This is a genomic window from Sphingobacteriales bacterium (assembly GCA_012517435.1).
Taxonomy (GTDB): domain Bacteria; phylum Bacteroidota; class Bacteroidia; order CAILMK01; family JAAYUY01; genus JAAYUY01.
Map to the genome: position 1 here is coordinate 1 of JAAYUY010000094.1, position 17,420 is coordinate 17,420.

The 17,420-nt window shown below is 38.8% G+C and carries 12 protein-coding genes and 1 tRNA gene; 8 read left to right on the plus strand and 5 right to left on the minus strand.

What is annotated here, in order from left to right; translation table 11 throughout:
• Window positions 1-682, minus strand: a 682-nt coding sequence (locus GX437_05690) for a class I fructose-bisphosphate aldolase (protein ID NLJ07144.1), incomplete at its 3' end; no start/stop codon positions are given.
• Between the two features lie 99 nt (window positions 683-781).
• Here GX437_05690 and GX437_05695 point away from each other — a divergent pair.
• The gene (locus GX437_05695; GenBank protein NLJ07145.1) at window positions 782-1,609 is read left to right on the plus strand and encodes a hypothetical protein; all 828 of its coding nucleotides are present in this window, start codon (window positions 782-784) and stop codon (window positions 1,607-1,609) included.
• On the opposite strand, the gene GX437_05700 is transcribed toward GX437_05695, so the two are convergent.
• The gene (locus GX437_05700) at window positions 1,590-2,384 is read right to left on the minus strand and encodes an inositol monophosphatase (protein NLJ07146.1); all 795 of its coding nucleotides are present in this window, start codon (window positions 2,382-2,384) and stop codon (window positions 1,590-1,592) included. The genes GX437_05695 and GX437_05700 overlap by 20 nt on opposite strands.
• Window positions 2,385-2,507: 123 nt before the next feature.
• Here GX437_05700 and GX437_05705 point away from each other — a divergent pair, with 123 nt between their 5' ends.
• From GX437_05705 to GX437_05720, 4 genes are all read left to right on the plus strand, one after another.
• Window positions 2,508-4,130 carry a S41 family peptidase gene (locus GX437_05705; protein NLJ07147.1) on the plus strand — a complete coding sequence of 541 codons (1,623 nt, stop codon included), beginning with the start codon at window positions 2,508-2,510 and terminating at the stop codon, window positions 4,128-4,130.
• Between the two features lie 143 nt (window positions 4,131-4,273).
• Window positions 4,274-5,176, plus strand: a complete 903-nt coding sequence (locus GX437_05710) for a DUF4835 family protein (GenBank protein NLJ07148.1) — start codon at window positions 4,274-4,276, stop codon at window positions 5,174-5,176.
• Between the two features lie 6 nt (window positions 5,177-5,182).
• Entirely contained in the window at window positions 5,183-6,844 is a 1,662-nt protein-coding gene (gene recN / locus GX437_05715; protein NLJ07149.1) for a DNA repair protein RecN, read from the plus strand.
• Between the two features lie 42 nt (window positions 6,845-6,886).
• The gene (locus GX437_05720; protein ID NLJ07150.1) at window positions 6,887-7,720 is read left to right on the plus strand and encodes an SDR family oxidoreductase; all 834 of its coding nucleotides are present in this window, start codon (window positions 6,887-6,889) and stop codon (window positions 7,718-7,720) included.
• Window positions 7,721-7,723: 3 nt separating this feature from the next.
• Here GX437_05720 and GX437_05725 read toward each other — a convergent pair whose 3' ends face one another.
• From GX437_05725 to GX437_05735, 3 genes are all read right to left on the minus strand, one after another.
• A complete protein-coding gene (locus GX437_05725; GenBank protein NLJ07151.1) occupies window positions 7,724-10,249 on the minus strand; it encodes an ATP-dependent Clp protease ATP-binding subunit in 2,526 nt (841 codons plus the stop codon).
• Between the two features lie 171 nt (window positions 10,250-10,420).
• Window positions 10,421-12,571: a T9SS type A sorting domain-containing protein gene (locus GX437_05730; protein NLJ07152.1), complete on the minus strand. Its 2,151-nt coding sequence runs from the start codon at window positions 12,569-12,571 to the stop codon at window positions 10,421-10,423.
• A 12-nt stretch (window positions 12,572-12,583) separates the two neighbouring features.
• Window positions 12,584-14,629 carry a hypothetical protein gene (locus tag GX437_05735; GenBank protein NLJ07153.1) on the minus strand — a complete coding sequence of 682 codons (2,046 nt, stop codon included), beginning with the start codon at window positions 14,627-14,629 and terminating at the stop codon, window positions 12,584-12,586.
• A 138-nt stretch (window positions 14,630-14,767) separates the two neighbouring features.
• Here GX437_05735 and GX437_05740 point away from each other — a divergent pair, with 138 nt between their 5' ends.
• From GX437_05740 to GX437_05750, 3 genes are all read left to right on the plus strand, one after another.
• Window positions 14,768-16,546: an acyl-CoA dehydrogenase gene (locus GX437_05740; protein NLJ07154.1), complete on the plus strand. Its 1,779-nt coding sequence runs from the start codon at window positions 14,768-14,770 to the stop codon at window positions 16,544-16,546.
• A 27-nt stretch (window positions 16,547-16,573) separates the two neighbouring features.
• Window positions 16,574-16,660: transfer RNA gene (locus GX437_05745), tRNA-Ser, on the plus strand.
• A gap of 136 nt (window positions 16,661-16,796) precedes the next feature.
• On the plus strand, window positions 16,797-17,255 hold the full coding sequence (locus GX437_05750; GenBank protein ID NLJ07155.1) for a hypothetical protein: 459 nt from the start codon (window positions 16,797-16,799) through the stop codon (window positions 17,253-17,255).
• The last annotated feature ends 165 nt before the right edge of the window (window positions 17,256-17,420 follow it).

The following is a 17,420-nucleotide window of genomic DNA, read 5'->3' on the forward strand; positions in this document are numbered from 1 at the left end:
GATTGGCCTGTCCGGTCAGATCGGCTGAAGTGTGATAATCAACACCGTCTTTTTTAAAGGCGTCATTACGGGTATAACACCACAAAACAGTAGCCATACCAAGTTCATGAGCTCTTTCGAAACATTCAGCAATTTCAACAATCTGGCGGGAAGATTCTTTTGAGCCGAAATAGATAGTGGCACCCACAGCAACTGCACCCATGTTCCAGGCATCTTCGACACTACCGAAAAGAATCTGATCGAATTTATTTGGATAAGTCAGCAGTTCATTGTGGTTAATTTTAACAAGGAATGGAATTTTATGGGCATATTTATGGGCAACCTGGGCGAGAACACCAAATGTGGAAGCCACAGCATTACATCCGCCTTCAATGGCAAGTCTGATAATGTTTTCGGGATCAAAATAAATCGGATTGGGAGCAAATGAAGCTCCTGCGGTATGTTCAATCCCCTGATCAACAGGTAAAATTGACATATAACCTGTGCCAGCCAGACGGCCATTATTATATATTGCTGAAAGACTACGAATGGTTTGAAGGTTTCTGTTGGAGTCTAACCAGATTCGATCAATAAAATCCGGGCCTGTAGCATGGATCATTGATTTTGGGATGGCAGGAGTGTTAAAGTTTAATAAATATTCTGACTGATCACCTAAAATGTTTTGAATTTCTGCTATTTTCATCTTTATTCCTTTTGATTTATTTGAGGTACGAAATTAGGGAAAAATATTGAAGCAAATGAAAAAAATTTATAATTACGGGTCAATATTAGATTAAATTACATGAACTTTGCATATAGAAAAAATCCGGCTTATAGTATGAGGTTGTTTGTTTTAATATTATTGCTTTTTTTGTTTTCATGCAAGAATACCAACAACAACCGACCTGACCTTACAGAGCTGAATGAAAGCCTCGGGTATCAGACAGCAGCTGATGTGAATGAGAAATCAATAGTTAAAGAACCATATCCGGATCCGGATGTCTTTGATTATTTTGTGATTGATCTGGACGGAGATAAAGAAAATGACTCAATTTTTCTGAAGGAAAAGGCAAAAAACAATGAGCCCGGAGTTTTTCACCGGATGGATATTAAATTTTCTTCAGGATCTAAATTTAAACACGGAAATCCGATTGCCTTCGATAAATATGATAGCCTTTTTAATAAAATCGGTAAAAATGAGCTGAATTCCGAGTATGTCTTTCTGGTAACCTTTCATGGGGTAAAATACATTCTGATGTCGTGTTACAAGGCAGATTGCTGTGCGAAAAACCAATCTATCATTAAAATCAGAGACAATAAAGCCATTCTTGTATTCAACAAAGGTTTTGACTTAAGTTTTATTGGCGACACCGATAATGACGGTGTAATTGAAATAACCGGAAAAAGTTCATCACCTCAGATATTCGAATCTCTTCCCGATCTGAATGCTGATGTAGGTACCTATGTGCCTTATGAAGTTTATCTGATAAAAGATATACCGGAATACTCCACAGAAAAGTCAAGGGTATATAATGAAAAATATTATGTTTGGGCAGGAGAAAAGCCTTCTCCGTTTATTAAAGTTTTATATCCGAACGATGCCGGTAAGCCTAGTCTTTATCAGAAATAACATTTTTTAACAGTTCATTAAAAATCAGAGAATTGGCAGCTAAAATCTGTCTGCCATACAAAAAGTTATTCTTCCCCGAAAAATCACTGACACTTCCACCCGCCTGCCTGACAATAAATTCCCCAGCGGCCACATCCCAGGGACTCAGATTATATTCAAAAAATCCGTCAAACCGGCCACAAGCAACATAAGCCAAATCAACAGCGGCAGTCCCCAGTCTGCGAATTCCCCTCGTTTGAGTTACCAGATTTCTGAATATCCTGAGATAATCATCAATAATTTCAAAGTTTTTGATCGGGAAGCCTGTTGCCAGTAAAGCATTTTGAAGATCAGCGGTAGCCGATACACTTATCCTTTCTCCATTCAGCATGGCATTGCCACCTTTATAAGAATAAAACATTTCATCATTAACAACTTCATAAACGATACCTATAACGGTTTCATTATTTTCCTGTAAGGCAACGCTGACAGAATAGAGGGGCAGATGATGGAGATAATTGGTTGTTCCGTCAAGTGGATCAATAATCCAAAGATAATCAGTGTCTTTAAAATCAGACAACCCACTTTCTTCAGCCAGAAAGCCTGATTCCGGAATCAGGTCAGAAAGCTTGCTTTTTAAAAAGTTTTCAGTTTCGCGGTCAACAAAGGAAACAAGGTCGTTTTTACCTTTAAATTCAATATCTGTATGGTTTATTTTTCCGAAATTTTCTTTTAATATCTCAGAAGCCTGATATACAATTTCAATTGTTTTGTGGCATAATGCAGAATAATTCATAGAAAAGATTTTTGCAAAATTCGCTAAGTCAGCTTAATCCATCAACTAAAAGAGTGGAATTGCCTGATTATTTTTTATCCGCATTACCCCTAAAGCTGAAATGCCAGAAAAACTTAATTTTGCATGATTTTTATTAATTTACCGATGGACAAAAAATACAACTATTTATTGCCGCTTCTTTTATCCGTCATGCTGGCAGCCGGGATGATTGCAGGATATAAATTTAACCCATACAACAAACCTGCAATTGTAAAAGAGGGGGGAAAACTTGGCGAAGTCATTGACATGATTGACATGGCTTATGTTGATTCAGTCAATATTGAAAAACTGACGGAAAATGCAATACGCCAGTTATTATTCGAACTTGACCCGCATTCTGTATATCTGACTAAAGAAGAAAATATTGAATCTTATCAGGACTTACAGGGAAATTTTGAAGGAATAGGTATTGAGTTTAACATTTTAAACGATACGATAATCGTTGTCAGTCCGATTTCCGGGGGACCTTCGGAGGCAGTGGGCATCAAGGCAGGCGATAAAATTATTTATGTTGAAAATGAATTGGTGGCTGGCAAAGGTATCAGCACGACTGAAGTGAGAAAGCGTCTGTTGGGGAAAAAGGGAACACAGGTCAGGATAAAAGTTTTAAGACCGGGGATGAAAAACCTGCTTGAATTTACCATCACACGTGATAAAATCCCTAATTCAAGTATCGATGCTGCTTTCATGATAGATAAAACGACAGGATATATTAAAATAAACCGTTTTTCAGCCCAAACGGTGGATGAATTTACAACCAAACTGGCAGAGCTGGTTTTGAAAGGAATGACAGGTTTAATTCTCGACCTGTCGGGAAATCCCGGAGGCTATCTGGATGCAGCCATCAAAATTGCTGATCAGTTTTTAAACGGGAAGAAATTAATAGTTTATACAGAAGGCAGGCAACGGAAAAGGCAGAATTATTATTCTACATCATCAGGGATGTTTACCAATGGAAAACTGGTCATCATCATTGATGAAGGATCGGCCTCAGCCAGTGAAATCCTTGCAGGAGCCATTCAGGATTGGGACAGGGGGTTGATTGTTGGTCGAAGAAGTTTTGGAAAAGGCCTTGTTCAGGAACCTATATTATTGAAAGACAGTTCGGAAATCAGACTGACAGTTGCCAGATATTATACTCCCTCAGGAAGATTTATTCAGAAGCCTTATCAAAACGGAGTTCAGGATTATTACATGGAAATGTATCATCGTTTCAGCAATGGCGAAGTTTTCTCGAAAGACAGCAATAATTTTCCTGATTCGTTGAAATATAAAACAGCCAAAGGACGTATTGTTTATGGCGGGGGAGGTATTATGCCTGATATTTTTGTCGCTGTCGATACTTCAGCAAATTCAGCTTTGCTTTCAGAACTGAACAGAAAAGGTGTTTTCCCTACATTTTCCTTGTTTTATCTTGATCAGAACCGGCAGTTTCTGCTAAAAAACTATCCGGATTTTGAAACTTTCAATAAAAACTTTCAGGTTGAGTCAATCAGGGCAACATTTATTCAATATGCAGAAAAACAAAAGATTAGTGTTAATCCCAATCAATTTGAAAGATCGAAAAAGATCATCTATGCCCAGCTGAAAGCTTTTATTGCCCGCCATCTGTATGGAAATGACGCTTTTTATCAGATTATCAATCAGATAAATCCTGAATTTCAGTCTGCTTATCGTACCATAACCAGTAATTATTTAATCAAATAAGCATTTTTAATTTTAAGTAAAAGTTTCTTGTGATCAGTTATTGAAAAGCCCATGCAGCAAACTAAAAATTGCAATCATGCAATTTATTGTTCTGATAAAGGTTAATTTATAGTCATCCGTTAATTTTGTAAAAAAAAATTTTAATGAATTTAAGAATAACAGGTTGTGTTTTACTGCTGTTTGCTGTAATTATTCAGGCAAATGCACAGGAATTAAATGCCAATGTAACAGTGGTTTCATCTCAGATTCAGTCAACTGATAAGCATATTTTTGACAATATGCGTGAAGGTATCAATGAGTTTTTAAGAAATACAACATGGACAACTTATAAATTTCAGCCTGTCGAAAAAATAGAATGTAATTTTTACATTACCATTGATGAAGTACTTGGAGTGGATAAATTCAAAGGGAAGCTGCAGATTCAAAGTGTCAGGCCTATTTACAATTCTTCCTATAACTCTCCGCTGATAAATATTCAGGATCAGGATTTTACGTTTGAATACATTGAATTTCAGAAGATTGAATTTTTAGAAGGTAGTTTTTCATCAAATCTTGCCTCTGTTTTAGCCTATTATGTTTACATCATACTGGGACTGGATTTTGATTCATATTCAAGATATGGCGGAAACGATTACTTTAAAAAAGCCCAGCAGATAGTTAACAGCGCCCAGGGGAAAGCTTATAGCGGATGGGAAGCCTTTACAACCAAAAAATCAAATCGCTATTGGCTTGTCAATCAATTGCTTGACAATACCTATTCACCTATAAGGGATGCATATTATGATTATCATCGTTTAGGACTCGATAAAATGACCACCGAACCTGAAGCGGCAAGAAACAAAATTTTTGAGTGTCTCGATAAGCTGAAGAAAATACACAGGGAAGAGCCGAATTCATTTGTATTGCAGATATTTCTTCAAACAAAAAGGGATGAAATCATTAACATTTTTTCAGAAGCTACACAAACGGAAAAAGAAAATCTGATAACCCTGATGAAAGAAATAGATGCTGCAAAAGCCAGTGATTATTCAGAAAAACTTAAATAAGCTGAAATGCTCCTCCGTCTGGTCATAAAAAACTATGCACTTATTAATGAACTGGACATTGAGTTTGATGAAGGTTTTAATGTTATCACTGGTGAAACCGGGACAGGAAAGTCTATTTTACTTGGTGCGCTTGGCCTGATACTCGGTAACCGGGTCGATTATTCCATTTTATTTAAACGTGATCAGAAATGCATCATTGAAGGCACTTTCAGGCTTACATCGGAAAATAAACAGTTTTTTGACAGAAATGATATCGACTTTGAAAATGAAACAATTATCAGGCGTGAAATAAGTCCGACAGGAAAATCCCGGGCATTTATTAATGATACCCCTGTCAATCTCGACATTCTTCAGGAATTTGCTGAAAGTCAGATTGATATACATACCCAGCACCAGACCCTGCAAATCAATAATCCTTTGTTTCAGCTTGCTGTTCTGGACTCGGTGGCAGGCAATATTGAGCTTAGGAAACATTATACCGGCCTGTTTAATCAATACAAATCAAAACAGAAGGATTTGGAAAGATTAAGGGCAGAAGAAATACAGGCATCTAAAGAATATGACTATCTGATTTATCAGCTGAATGAAATAAAGGCACTTAAGCCTGACCCTGAGAACGATCTTTTATTGCAGGAAGAGTTGAATATGCTTGAAAATGCTGATAAAATCAGGAATAATATAGCGTTTTGCCTGAATAAAATTGAAGATAGTGAGCTAGGGATAATGGCAGGCATCCTTGAAGTCAGGAAGAATCTGAGCGAAATTTCAGTCTTTAACACTTCTTTCGAATCACTGTTAAAGAGGCTTGAAAGCAATTACCTCGAAATGAAAGACATTCATCAGGAACTTATCAACTTACATCAGAAGACTGACTCAGATCCTGAACGGCTTCAGCTGATTACCCAACGTATCGACAGCCTCAATCATTTATTAAATAAACATCATCTGACTGATATAATTCAGTTGATCGGGCTGGAAAAAGAACTGGAAGAAAAAGTAAATGGGTTTGAATCGCTGGCAGAAAAGATTGAACGCTTGTCGGCTGAAATTAAAAATATTGAGAAGGATTTGCAGTCTGCGGCTTTGGAATTAAGTAAATCGCGTGAAAAAGTTATCCCGGCATTAAAAGAAAAATTACTTGATTTGCTTGGAAAGGTCGGAATGCAAAAAGCCAGTATCAACATTTCACTTCAACGAAAAGAAATTGCAGATTTCAATGAAAGTGGTCCCGATCAGATTCAGCTATTGTTCAGCTCCAATCCGGGTGTTCCCATGCAGTTGATTTCAAAAGCGGCTTCCGGTGGTGAGTTGTCCCGTATTATGTTGTGTATCAAATCAATTATGGCAGGTTCATCCCTGTTGTCAACCCTGATTTTTGATGAAATAGATCAGGGGGTATCGGGAGAAACTGCATTTCAGGTTGCCGGGTTAATCAAAGAAATAGCAAAGAAAAGACAGGTAATATGTATCACCCATTTACCTCAGATTGCTTCTGCCGGGCAAAAACATTTTCTTGTTGAAAAAAATCAGGAAAGTAAATTCACTTTAACTACGGTAAAATTGCTTGATTATCAGGGAAGAGTAAATGAAATTGCGAAAATGATTGGCGGAAATAACCCTCCTGATTCAGCTATTGAAAGTGCAAAGTTGTTGCTTAAGAAAAATTAACTACTTTTGCCCTTAAATTAGATTAAGTACTAATAAACAAAAATGAGTTTTAACCTTTTAGAGGGGAAAAAAGGGATTATACTGGGCGCATTAAATGAATCATCTCTTGCCTGGCACGTAGCAGAAAAAGTTGCAAATGAAGGTGGAAAGTTTGTTTTAAGCAACAGCCCTCTTGCTATCAGATTCGGGAATCTGAAACAACTTGCTGAAAAACTGAATGCCCCCGTTATACCTGCAGATGTGACCCTTTTGGAAGACCTTGAAAATCTGGTCGAAGAAGCAATGAGATATGCAGGGGGAAAACTTGATTTTGTGCTTCATTCAGTAGGGATGTCGAGAAATGTGGTCAAAAAGAGACCTTATGTCGATCTGGATTACCAGGATTTTCTTGAAACGATTGATATTTCAGCACTTTCGCTGCATAAGCTGATGCAGGTGTTGTACAAACAGGATGCGCTGAATGAATATGCTTCTGTGGTTACATTGAGCTATATCGGAGCACAACGTGTCTTCACCACTTACAGCGATATGTCGCAGGCCAAAGCCATGCTCGAATCCATTGTCAGAAGTTTCGGCTACCATTACGGAATAGCCAAAAAGGTCAGAATAAATGCCGTATCACAGTCACCTACAAAAACTACTGCGGGAAAAGGGATAAAGGGCTTTGATTCCTTTTATCATTTTGCCGATAAGATGTCACCCCTTGGAAATGCAAGTCCTGAAGATTGTGCCAGATATATTGTAACTTTATTTTCCGATTATACCAAAATGGTTACTATGCAAACACTCTTTCATGACGGAGGTTTCAGTATGACCGGAATCAGCAATGAAGTGTTGCAGCACTATAAGCCGGATTACAGTTCAAGTGAGGAATGACGATTATTTAGCCTTTTCTGTTAAATCAGCAATTGATTTCAGTTTGACATCAAGCTCATCTTTCCCTTCTTCGTGGTAAACAATAAATGTTTCATTTTCAATAAGTTCTGGCTTCAGCAGTTCCTCAGCTATTTTATCTTCCAGGTATTTTTGGATAGCCCTGTTGAGGGGACGTGCACCAAATTTCGGGTCGTATCCTTTTTCCACCAGAAAATTAATGGCTGATTCCTCAATTTCGAGGTTATAGCCTACTTCTTTAATTCTCTTTTTTAGCTCTGCCAAAGGATTATTGATGATTTGCTTGATATTTTCTTTTGTCAGCGAGTTGAAAATGATAATTTCATCAATTCTGTTCAGAAATTCAGGCGTGAAATAACGCTTTAACTCTTTCTCAATCAGGCTCTTGGCTTGTTCGTCAGGGTTTTCGGTGACTGCAAAACCTACTCCCGTACCGAATTCCTTAACAGCCCTTGTCCCTAAATTGGAGGTGATGATAATGATGGTGTTACGGAAATCTATTTTTCTGCCCAGACTGTCGTAAATGAATCCTTCATCGAGTATCTGCAGGAGGATGTTGTTGACATCAGGGTGTGCTTTTTCAATTTCATCAAAAAGAACTACTGAATAAGGTTTACGTCTGACTTTTTCGGTCAGCTGGCCGCCTTCTTCATATCCAACGTAGCCCGGAGGAGAGCCTACCAGACGGCTGACATTAAATTTTTCCATGTATTCGCTCATATCAATCCTGATTAGCGAATCATCGGAATCAAAAAGGTAACGGGCAAGTACTTTTCCAAGTTCTGTTTTCCCAACTCCTGTCGGTCCGAGGAAGATAAAGGAGCCGATAGGACGGTTGGGATTTTTCAGTCCGGAACGTGTACGCTGTATGGCTTTGGTCAGCTTCTGAATAGCTTCATCCTGACCGATTATTTTTTCCTTAAGTTCGTTTGCCATGTTAAGAAGACGGATACCTTCGTTTCGCTGAATTCGTTTGACCGGAATGCCTGTCATCATGGCAACCACTTCACTGACATGCTCTTCTGTTACGGTATAGCGGTGTTTTTTGCTTTCTTCTTCCCACTTATTTTTCTGAATTTCAAGCAATCCGATCAGTTTCTTTTCCTGATCACGATAATAGGCAGCCTCTTCAAATTTTTGACTTTTTACGGCAATATTTTTAGCCTGTTTGGCTTTTTCAATTTGCTCCTCAAGGTCGAGAATATCGGCTGGCACATGAATGTTGGTAATATGAACCCTTGCTCCTGACTCATCCATAAGGTCGATGGCTTTATCGGGGAGATGGCGGTCGTTTATATAGCGATGGCTGAGATTTACACAGGCTTTGACAGCTTCGGGCGTGTAAAACACATTGTGATGATCTTCATAGCGGTCTTTTATATTCTGGAGGATATTCAGGGTTTCTTCCGGTGTGGGTGGATTCACCATGACGATCTGAAACCTTCGTTCCAAAGCACCGTCTTTTTCAATATGTTGACGGTATTCATCCAGTGTAGTGGCACCAATGCATTGCAGTTCTCCACGTGCCAATGCCGGTTTAAACATATTGGAAGCATCCAGAGAACCGGATGCTCCGCCTGCTCCTATGATGGTATGCAACTCATCTATGAAAATGATGACGTCATTGTTGTTCTCAAGTTCATTTAGAACGGCTTTCATTCTTTCCTCGAATTGTCCGCGGTATTTTGTACCGGCTACCAGAGCAGCCAGGTCGAGGGCAACAATTCTTTTATTGAATAAAACCCTTGAAACTTTTTTCTGAACAATACGTAAGGCAAGGCCTTCAACAATGGCCGATTTCCCAACGCCCGGTTCTCCGATTAACACCGGATTATTCTTTTTTCTTCGGCTCAGAATCTGAGATACACGCTCTATTTCGGTTTCTCTTCCTACGATGGGATCTAACTTGCCATCTTCTGCCAGTTTTGTCAAATCTCTTCCAAAATTATCCAGAACCGGAGTTTTTGAACGTGTTCCTCCCGGGTTTTTTGACTTTTCCGGATCGCTTTTCTTCTTTCTTTCAGGTTCAAATTCATCATCTTCTTCAGGATCGAAAGGTGAATCAGCCTGACTGTAAAATTCTGATTTAATTTCATCCAGTACCACATCATAGGTCAGGGAAAACTTTCTCATTACCTGCGAAGCAACATTGTCTTCATCTTTTAAAATGGAAAGCAGAAGATGCTCTGTATCAATGATATCACTACGCAGTGAGCGTGCTTCAGCGTAGGTAAGTTTTAAAATATTTTCAGTCTGCCGCGTCAAAGGCAGATTGGCATTCGGATCGAATTTGGGTGTTTTATCAACACGGATAATGTCTTCAATTGTTTTTCTGACTTTTGAAGGGTCAACATTCAGATTATTAAAAACGGTAATGGCTTTTCCGATACCTTCCCGGATAATACCGAGGAGGAGATGTTCGGGGCCGATAGAACTATGTCCTAAGCGCAGGGCTTCTTCTCTGCTGTATTGAATTACATCTTGTACTCGCTGTGAAAAACGGGCATTCATGAAAAATTATTTTATTGAGTTCGATAGTCAAACATTAAGCCAAGCAATTTGTTTCCTGTTAACTACTGCAAAAATACACAATCAGGCAGCAATGTTGCAAAATTTTTTAACAACTAAACAATTGAGATGTCAGAATGTTCAGAAGTTAAAGAAAAAACAAGACTTTAGAGTTTAAAATTTTATTAACCTAAATATCTGATTGTCAATAGAATTCCCTGAAATCTTCACGAAATAACATCCTGATGTTAGTGTATTGACAGGCAAACTAATCCTGAAATCTCCTTCAATGCAGGTCGTTAAAGAATACTGAACTCTTCCATTAATATCATATACTGTACATGAAATATTGTCAGGACTCGAAGAGTTACCTTCGATAATAGCCATATCAGAGGTGGGATTAGGATAAATATGTATGAAGTTGTTTGCCGGGCAATAAGGAAGGCTGTGTGTTACAGTATCAGAGTAGTATCCTGCAATGTCAAATTTGGTTCTCGGAAGCATTTTCCAGTTGCCGAAACTATAATACAAAAGCCCTTTCAGGTAATCAAGTTTTTGACCTAATGTCAGAGAATCAGTATTGAAATTTGATTCAATGAAGGATGAAAGGTCATCGACTCTGAGTCCTGTTGTTGAATTGGAATCATTAGAAAATGACCATTCACCAAAGTTTCCACCTGGGGCATCGGGATTTAAACTGACGACATACACATTATCAAACTGTAAAAGCATACATTCATAAGGCTCTCCGTATTTTGGATTTTTCAGGGCTACGCTGTCAGGATAAAGCAGCTTTACTGGTGAGGGAAGTGGATTGTTCCTCGAAATCAATTCAAAGTTATTATTCCCGCAATTAGTCAGGTAGGTTATATTAAAATCTTCAATCACCTTGCAGTTTTTGATAACAATGGAATCTCCCTGTTTTAGATCGGCTAATCCGTCTCCGGCTGAGGCTTTAATAAAAATTGCCGAATATGGTTTTGTCCCATCCTGAATGGCGATAAATGGAAAATGCTGCAAGGTGGCTGTAACCACACCGCCAATAGTGCAATTGGTAATAGTATCTCCGTTAAAGACTGAGCTGCCACTTAAGAGCGGTGTTTCCTGAATGTCTGAGATGGATTTAATGCCATTGTCAAGAACACGGTAAACCGATCCGGTGGCAAGTGTGTCAGGTGAATTGGTTATCAACCCATTGTTGTCGATGGCTCTGATCCAGTAATTTACATATTCACCATTTGGAGCCGGTGGAATAATTCCTTCAAAAAAATCGGTGGCTCCATCTTTTGTCATATTGACAGATGTAAAGTTTTTGTTACCAAATCCGACAGAGTAGTAGAGCTTGGCTGATTGAATAAACCCATCATTATCTTTGATTCTTGCCCTGATTTTTACACTCTGAGCGGATGTAGGCACAGCAGGATATTTGTTTTTCGTATCAATGAAAGGAGCTGCGGCTGCAACCTTTATATCAGTAGGCAGGCAGGGTGAAATCATGTAAACATTGCCAAGCGAAGAAGAACTTTGTACAATGATCCCCCTGATGTAGCTCAGCTGGGTGCCGATGGTAGGTGGTGTAAACACGTAGTTTTTTACCCATGCAGCATCTTCTTTGTGATCGTTGCGGAAATAACCTGAATTATCCCTTATCTGAATCTTGTTACCTGCCGAATCCTGGACCGACCAGTAATAGCGGCTTCCCGAAGCAGAAACGTCAACAACGGTAACATTGTTGAATTGTACGAAGTAGCCTTCGTATTGTTCTCCTGTCCTTCTCATGATCAGCTGGCCGCCTGAGCCATCATTTTTCATAAAATTGTCAATGGTCAGTTCAATGGGTTTTACCACCAGCGAAGTATCTATACTTGAAGGAATATCAATAATTTCACTTTCAATAGGTATCAGGTTAAGCTGTGTATTTTCGGTATAGTCTGCCAGAATACCGGTACATTTGACACGGTATCCGGGTAAAAAATTCTCATAAAATTTAACCTCATTATTCAATTGTCCGAGATTTCCGGAATAACCCGTCATAGCAGGTTCAATAAAGACATTCATGGCCCCGAAAGGTTTGAAGATGGTATCCTGAAGCCAGGTTGCCTTACGGTTGGTGCTTTGTCCGTAATAAATGGGGTTGAAGGTAACAATCCCTTCGATGGTAACAGTGTCTCCGTATTTAAAATGAACCGGATCTGTTTTCCCTGAATTTAAGGTAATTGTATCTACATATTGGATACTATCCATCGGGATGACAGTCCCGTGTGTCTGTGCCAGGACAGAAAAAGATGAAATGACTGAAATAAAGACAAATACTAATTTTTTCATAACGACTTCCTTTTATTTGACTATTGTAAATGTTCCTTTTTTTATTTCACCGGAAAGCAGGTCTTTGACAATGACAAAATAAATACCTTGTGTAACCAGTTGCCCGTTTTCCGACAGCAGGTCCCATGCATGTTCCCCTCCTGAAAAAACTCTTTTCTTGCTGCCTGAAAAGTTGTTAAACCATTGAATATCTTCTCCCTGATAGGTTTCAGCATCGTGTTGGAGCGTTCTGATCAATTCACCTGAAACAGTACATATTAATATTTCGCATTTTTCAGGCAGGTTGTAAAAAATGATTTTTCGTGTACGGCTTGTAACTCCATCCCATGCGGCATTGCTGTAATAGGGATTAGGATAAATGCCGATACCGGTATTATTGTCATTTTCAGCTGGCGTACCCGGAAAAACACTGACTGCATTTTCAGTTTTTGACGACTCAAGGGAAGCCAGTCCGAGTGCAGGATCTCCTTTATCAAAGGCAGTGAGGATGAATAAGTATTGCCAGCCATTTAGCAATCCGTCAATGGAGTAATGGAAATAATAACTGACCGTATCATCTTCAAATGTTATCGGATTTTTCAGACGAATTTCTTCAAATCCATTGTTGAATCCGTTATTGTTCCCTGCTGAATCCCATTGAGCAATGAGTTTGGCTTCCTGAACCATTTTCAGGTTGAAATCACTGCCCAAAACAGTACGATATAATCTGAAACCTTCAAAATCATGTTTTTTAGTGATGGGGTCAATGGATTCAATGGCGCTTTTATCCCAGTAAATATCAACTTTATTGTTTGAGGAAATGATTTTCATCACAGGGGTGTGGGGTGGTTCCGGTAAAATATAGCGGTCGATCTGCTGATTATTGTTCAGGTCTTCATCTTTGTCAAGCATACCGTTTTCATTCAGGTCTTCGCCAGTAAAAGTTCTTTTTGCCCAGTTAAGATGTTGGTAAAGTTCCTGTCGTGAGGCTTCATTATCAGTTTTATACACCAGTTGCCTGGCAGCTACAAGGGCAAAAACGACTATAAATGTTTCTCCCGGTTTAATTTCAGGAACAGGGCCTGCCGAGAGTAGCTGGGTTTTGTTGCCGGGAAGCTGAAGTGCAGGATCAGGAAATACAAGGCCTTTGCTCAGTTTTTCATAACGCTGAACATCATCTGCAGGTGCGCCATATTTGCCACCACTGAAAGTACGGAAATCCCAGAAATTGGCATTTACATTTATTTTTATTCCTGAATCCTTTTCAAGTTTCAGGTTTTTCGGGTGAAGATATAAACCTCTCCAGAGGATGCCCAGAAACTGTGAGGCTCCGTAAGATTGTGTGAAATCAATATCATCTCCGTTAACCTGAAATGCATATAAAGCATTGAAGGAATCAATGTAGCCACCACCTCCTTTGTTGTAAAAAGCGGTGCCGGCATCCTGAGTTACGTTGACATTCCTGACTACCAGATCTGTCCAAAAACCGCAGTAAACAGAATCCCACTTTTCAGAAGAATAGTTGGTGATTTTATATTCAAAAATAGCAAAGAAGTCGGTAAATGAATAATTCCATGCCATGCACCTGACATCGGCAACTGCTTTCAGGGGATATAAATGATCCTGAATTTTGATACTTGTACCCGGAACGATGGTATTTGAGTCAGTCATGGAAAAATGGTATTCCTGATGAGCAACTGCCGATGATGAATAATAATTGCTTGAAGGAAGACGGGATTTTTCAGTGATGTCTGAAAGTGCCGTAAATTCAAATCCTGAACCGCCTGCAAAATAACCGGCCGGAGCATCGAGTGTAACGGTAGATACACGTTTCTGTCCGTTTACAACAGCCCCAAGCCAAAGTCCGCCTTCAAACAAATGCTCTATACCTGAATTCAGCGGATATTCCATGCTTGGCGGCCCTGAGGGGTTGTTACGAATATTGGGTTGACCGATAGTCCCTACATTGCTTAAAGTAATACCGATATTTCCGGCATCAAGCGTTTTTTGCTGAAACGATTGTCCTGTCGCATAATGGGTAATAACAATGGAAACGATAACTGTCAGATATTTTAACATGCCGCAAAATTATAACTTTCATTAAAGATGGATTTAAAAACAGTTAAAATTATCGTATAAAGAAAATTAAATATTAAATGTCTTTGTCAGAAAGATTAAAGCTCTAACTTTGCCCGCTCAAAAAAAATGATACATGCCATGGAAAAGGAAAAATTAATGCGCGGTGGAGAATTTCTTTTGAAAGAAACCGGTATTTCTGATACATTCATTCCTGAAGAATTTGACGATGAAGTGAATATGATGGCTGGTACCTGTGACGACTTTCTGAAGACAGAAATTTTCCCGAATCTTGAAAGAATTGACGCTCAGGAAAAGGGAATTATGCCCAGCCTGTTGAAAAAAGCCGGAGAATATGGCCTTTTAGGCATTTCTATTCCTGAAGAGTATATGGGTTTTGGTCAATCTTTCCTGACTTCGATGAGAACCAGTGAGGCGATTGGTGCAGGACATTCATTCTCAGTAGCTTATATGGCTCATGTGGGTATCGGAACATTGCCGCTGTTGTATTATGGAAGTGAAGAACAAAAGGCTAAATACATTCCGAAGCTTGCCACCGGAGAAATGCTTGCCGCATATTGCCTGACCGAACCGGGTGCCGGCTCAGATGCCAATTCCGGCACTTCAAGAGCCGTGTTGTCTGAAGATGGTAAATACTATATTCTGAACGGTCAGAAAATGTGGATTACAAACGGAGGCTTTGCCGATTTGTTTACTGTTTTTGCCAAAATCGATAACGACCGTGTGTTAAGTGCTTTTCTTGTCGAAAGGTCGTGGGATGGAGTGGTCGTCAATCCGGAAGAAAAGAAAATGGGAATAAAAGGCTCATCAACCACACAGATTTTCTTTAATGATGTAAAAGTACCTGTTGAAAACCTGCTTGGACGCAGGGGTGAAGGTTTCAGAATAGCATTGAATATTCTTCATATCGGAAGAATAAAGCTGGGTGGAACAGTGCTTGGGGCATGCAAAAGAGCCATCAATCTTTCTGTACAGTATGCCAACGAACGTAAACAATTTGGAACTTTTATCTCAAGTTTCGGGGCTATCAAATTTAAACTGGCCGAACAGGTTATCAAAACTTTTACAACAGAATCTGCTGTTTATCGGGCTTCTTACTATGTTAACCGCTTTATTGATTCGTTGAAAGCAGATGGAAAATCGTATGGGGAAGCCAATATTGGCGGGGTAGCAGAATTTGCCATTGAAGCTGCACTCTTAAAGGTTTACGGTTCTGAAGCGCTTGATTATGTGGCCGATGAAGCTGTTCAGATTTATGGGGGCATGGGATTTTCTTCAGAAGCACCGGTGGATCGTTCTTACCGTGATTCCAGAATAAACAGAATTTTTGAAGGAACAAACGAAATCAACAGGTTACTGGTTATTGATACCTTAATAAAGAAAGCACCCAAGGGTGATTTTCCTTTATTTGAAAAAGGAATGCAGGTGTTGGAAGAAGTAAATCAAAAAAGTATTGATTATCAATCGCCTGAAGGTTATTTTGAGCAAAAGGAATATGAAATTTCGCGTTTTAAAAAAGCTATTTTACTGCTGATTTATCTGGTTGATCAAAAATTTCATAAAACGCTTGTCCATGAGCAGGAAATAATGATGAATCTGTCGGATATGCTGATTGGTCTGTATGTGGCAGAATCAACATTGCTACGGGTTAAAAAACTGGAAAGCCTCAAAGGACAAAATGAAATTTACCGCTCTATACTGAATGTGCTGATGTATGATGTAGCAGGCGAATTATTGAAAAAAGGGACAGATGCATTGAATTCATTTGAATGTGAGGAAGAAAAGCCTGAATTGTTCCATGCCATTTATAACCTGTCAAAAGTCAAAGGTGTAAATGTGAAGGAAGAACGTAGAAAGATTGCAGAAAAACTAATAGAAGATAATATTTACAGGTTTTAAAAAAACGCAGACCTTTGCGGTGAAATTGGAGAGATGCCAGAGCGGTCGATTGGGGCGGTCTCGAAAACCGTTGTCCGTTTACGCGGACCCAGGGTTCGAATCCCTGTCTCTCCGCAGATTTTTTAGAATTAGTATTCCATTATCCTGATTTCTCCCTGTTTGGTTTAAAATCAAAATCTGAAACCTATTTATTAGAAATAAAGCTTCAGACATTCAAATGATATTAAGATGCCTAACTTCGCATATAAAAATGGCTGAGGAAAATAAAAACTATCACTTGTTTTATTACTACCCATGGCGCTATATGACGGGTATTTTCTTAATCATTATTTTCACTTTTGGATCTTTTTTCTTTATCCAGGAAGTAAAACTGACTGAAAATGAGATACTTGATTTAGGCTTTACTTTGCTGCTGGTTATTTTGTTCTTTATCCTTATCATACAATTTATGGTACAAAAATGCCAGCTGAGTATCGGGCAAAGAGGCCTTACCATTTTGCCGGGGAAAACTGTTTCCACTTCAGAAAAAACATTAGACATACAATGGGCCGATATTGTTTTTTATCAGATGATTTTTCAGAAAGGACAAAGGATTTTAAAACTAAAAACGGAAAATAAAGGAGTTCTGATGATTTATCTGAAGCAGGAAAATTATGCTGAAATATGGCAAATCCTTAAGACTCTAATTCCTGAGAAGGAAAAGATCTAACAATACTTATTTCATTTTTCATTCTATGTTCAGGGAATTTTACTGAACAGAAACCATGCGTTTTCCGTGCCTACTGAAGACTGCCTACTAATAGTAATTCAGAAATTACAAGGAATAGTGCCGTCCCTACGGGACTTAGCTGGGTGTTGATCTTTTATTTTATGA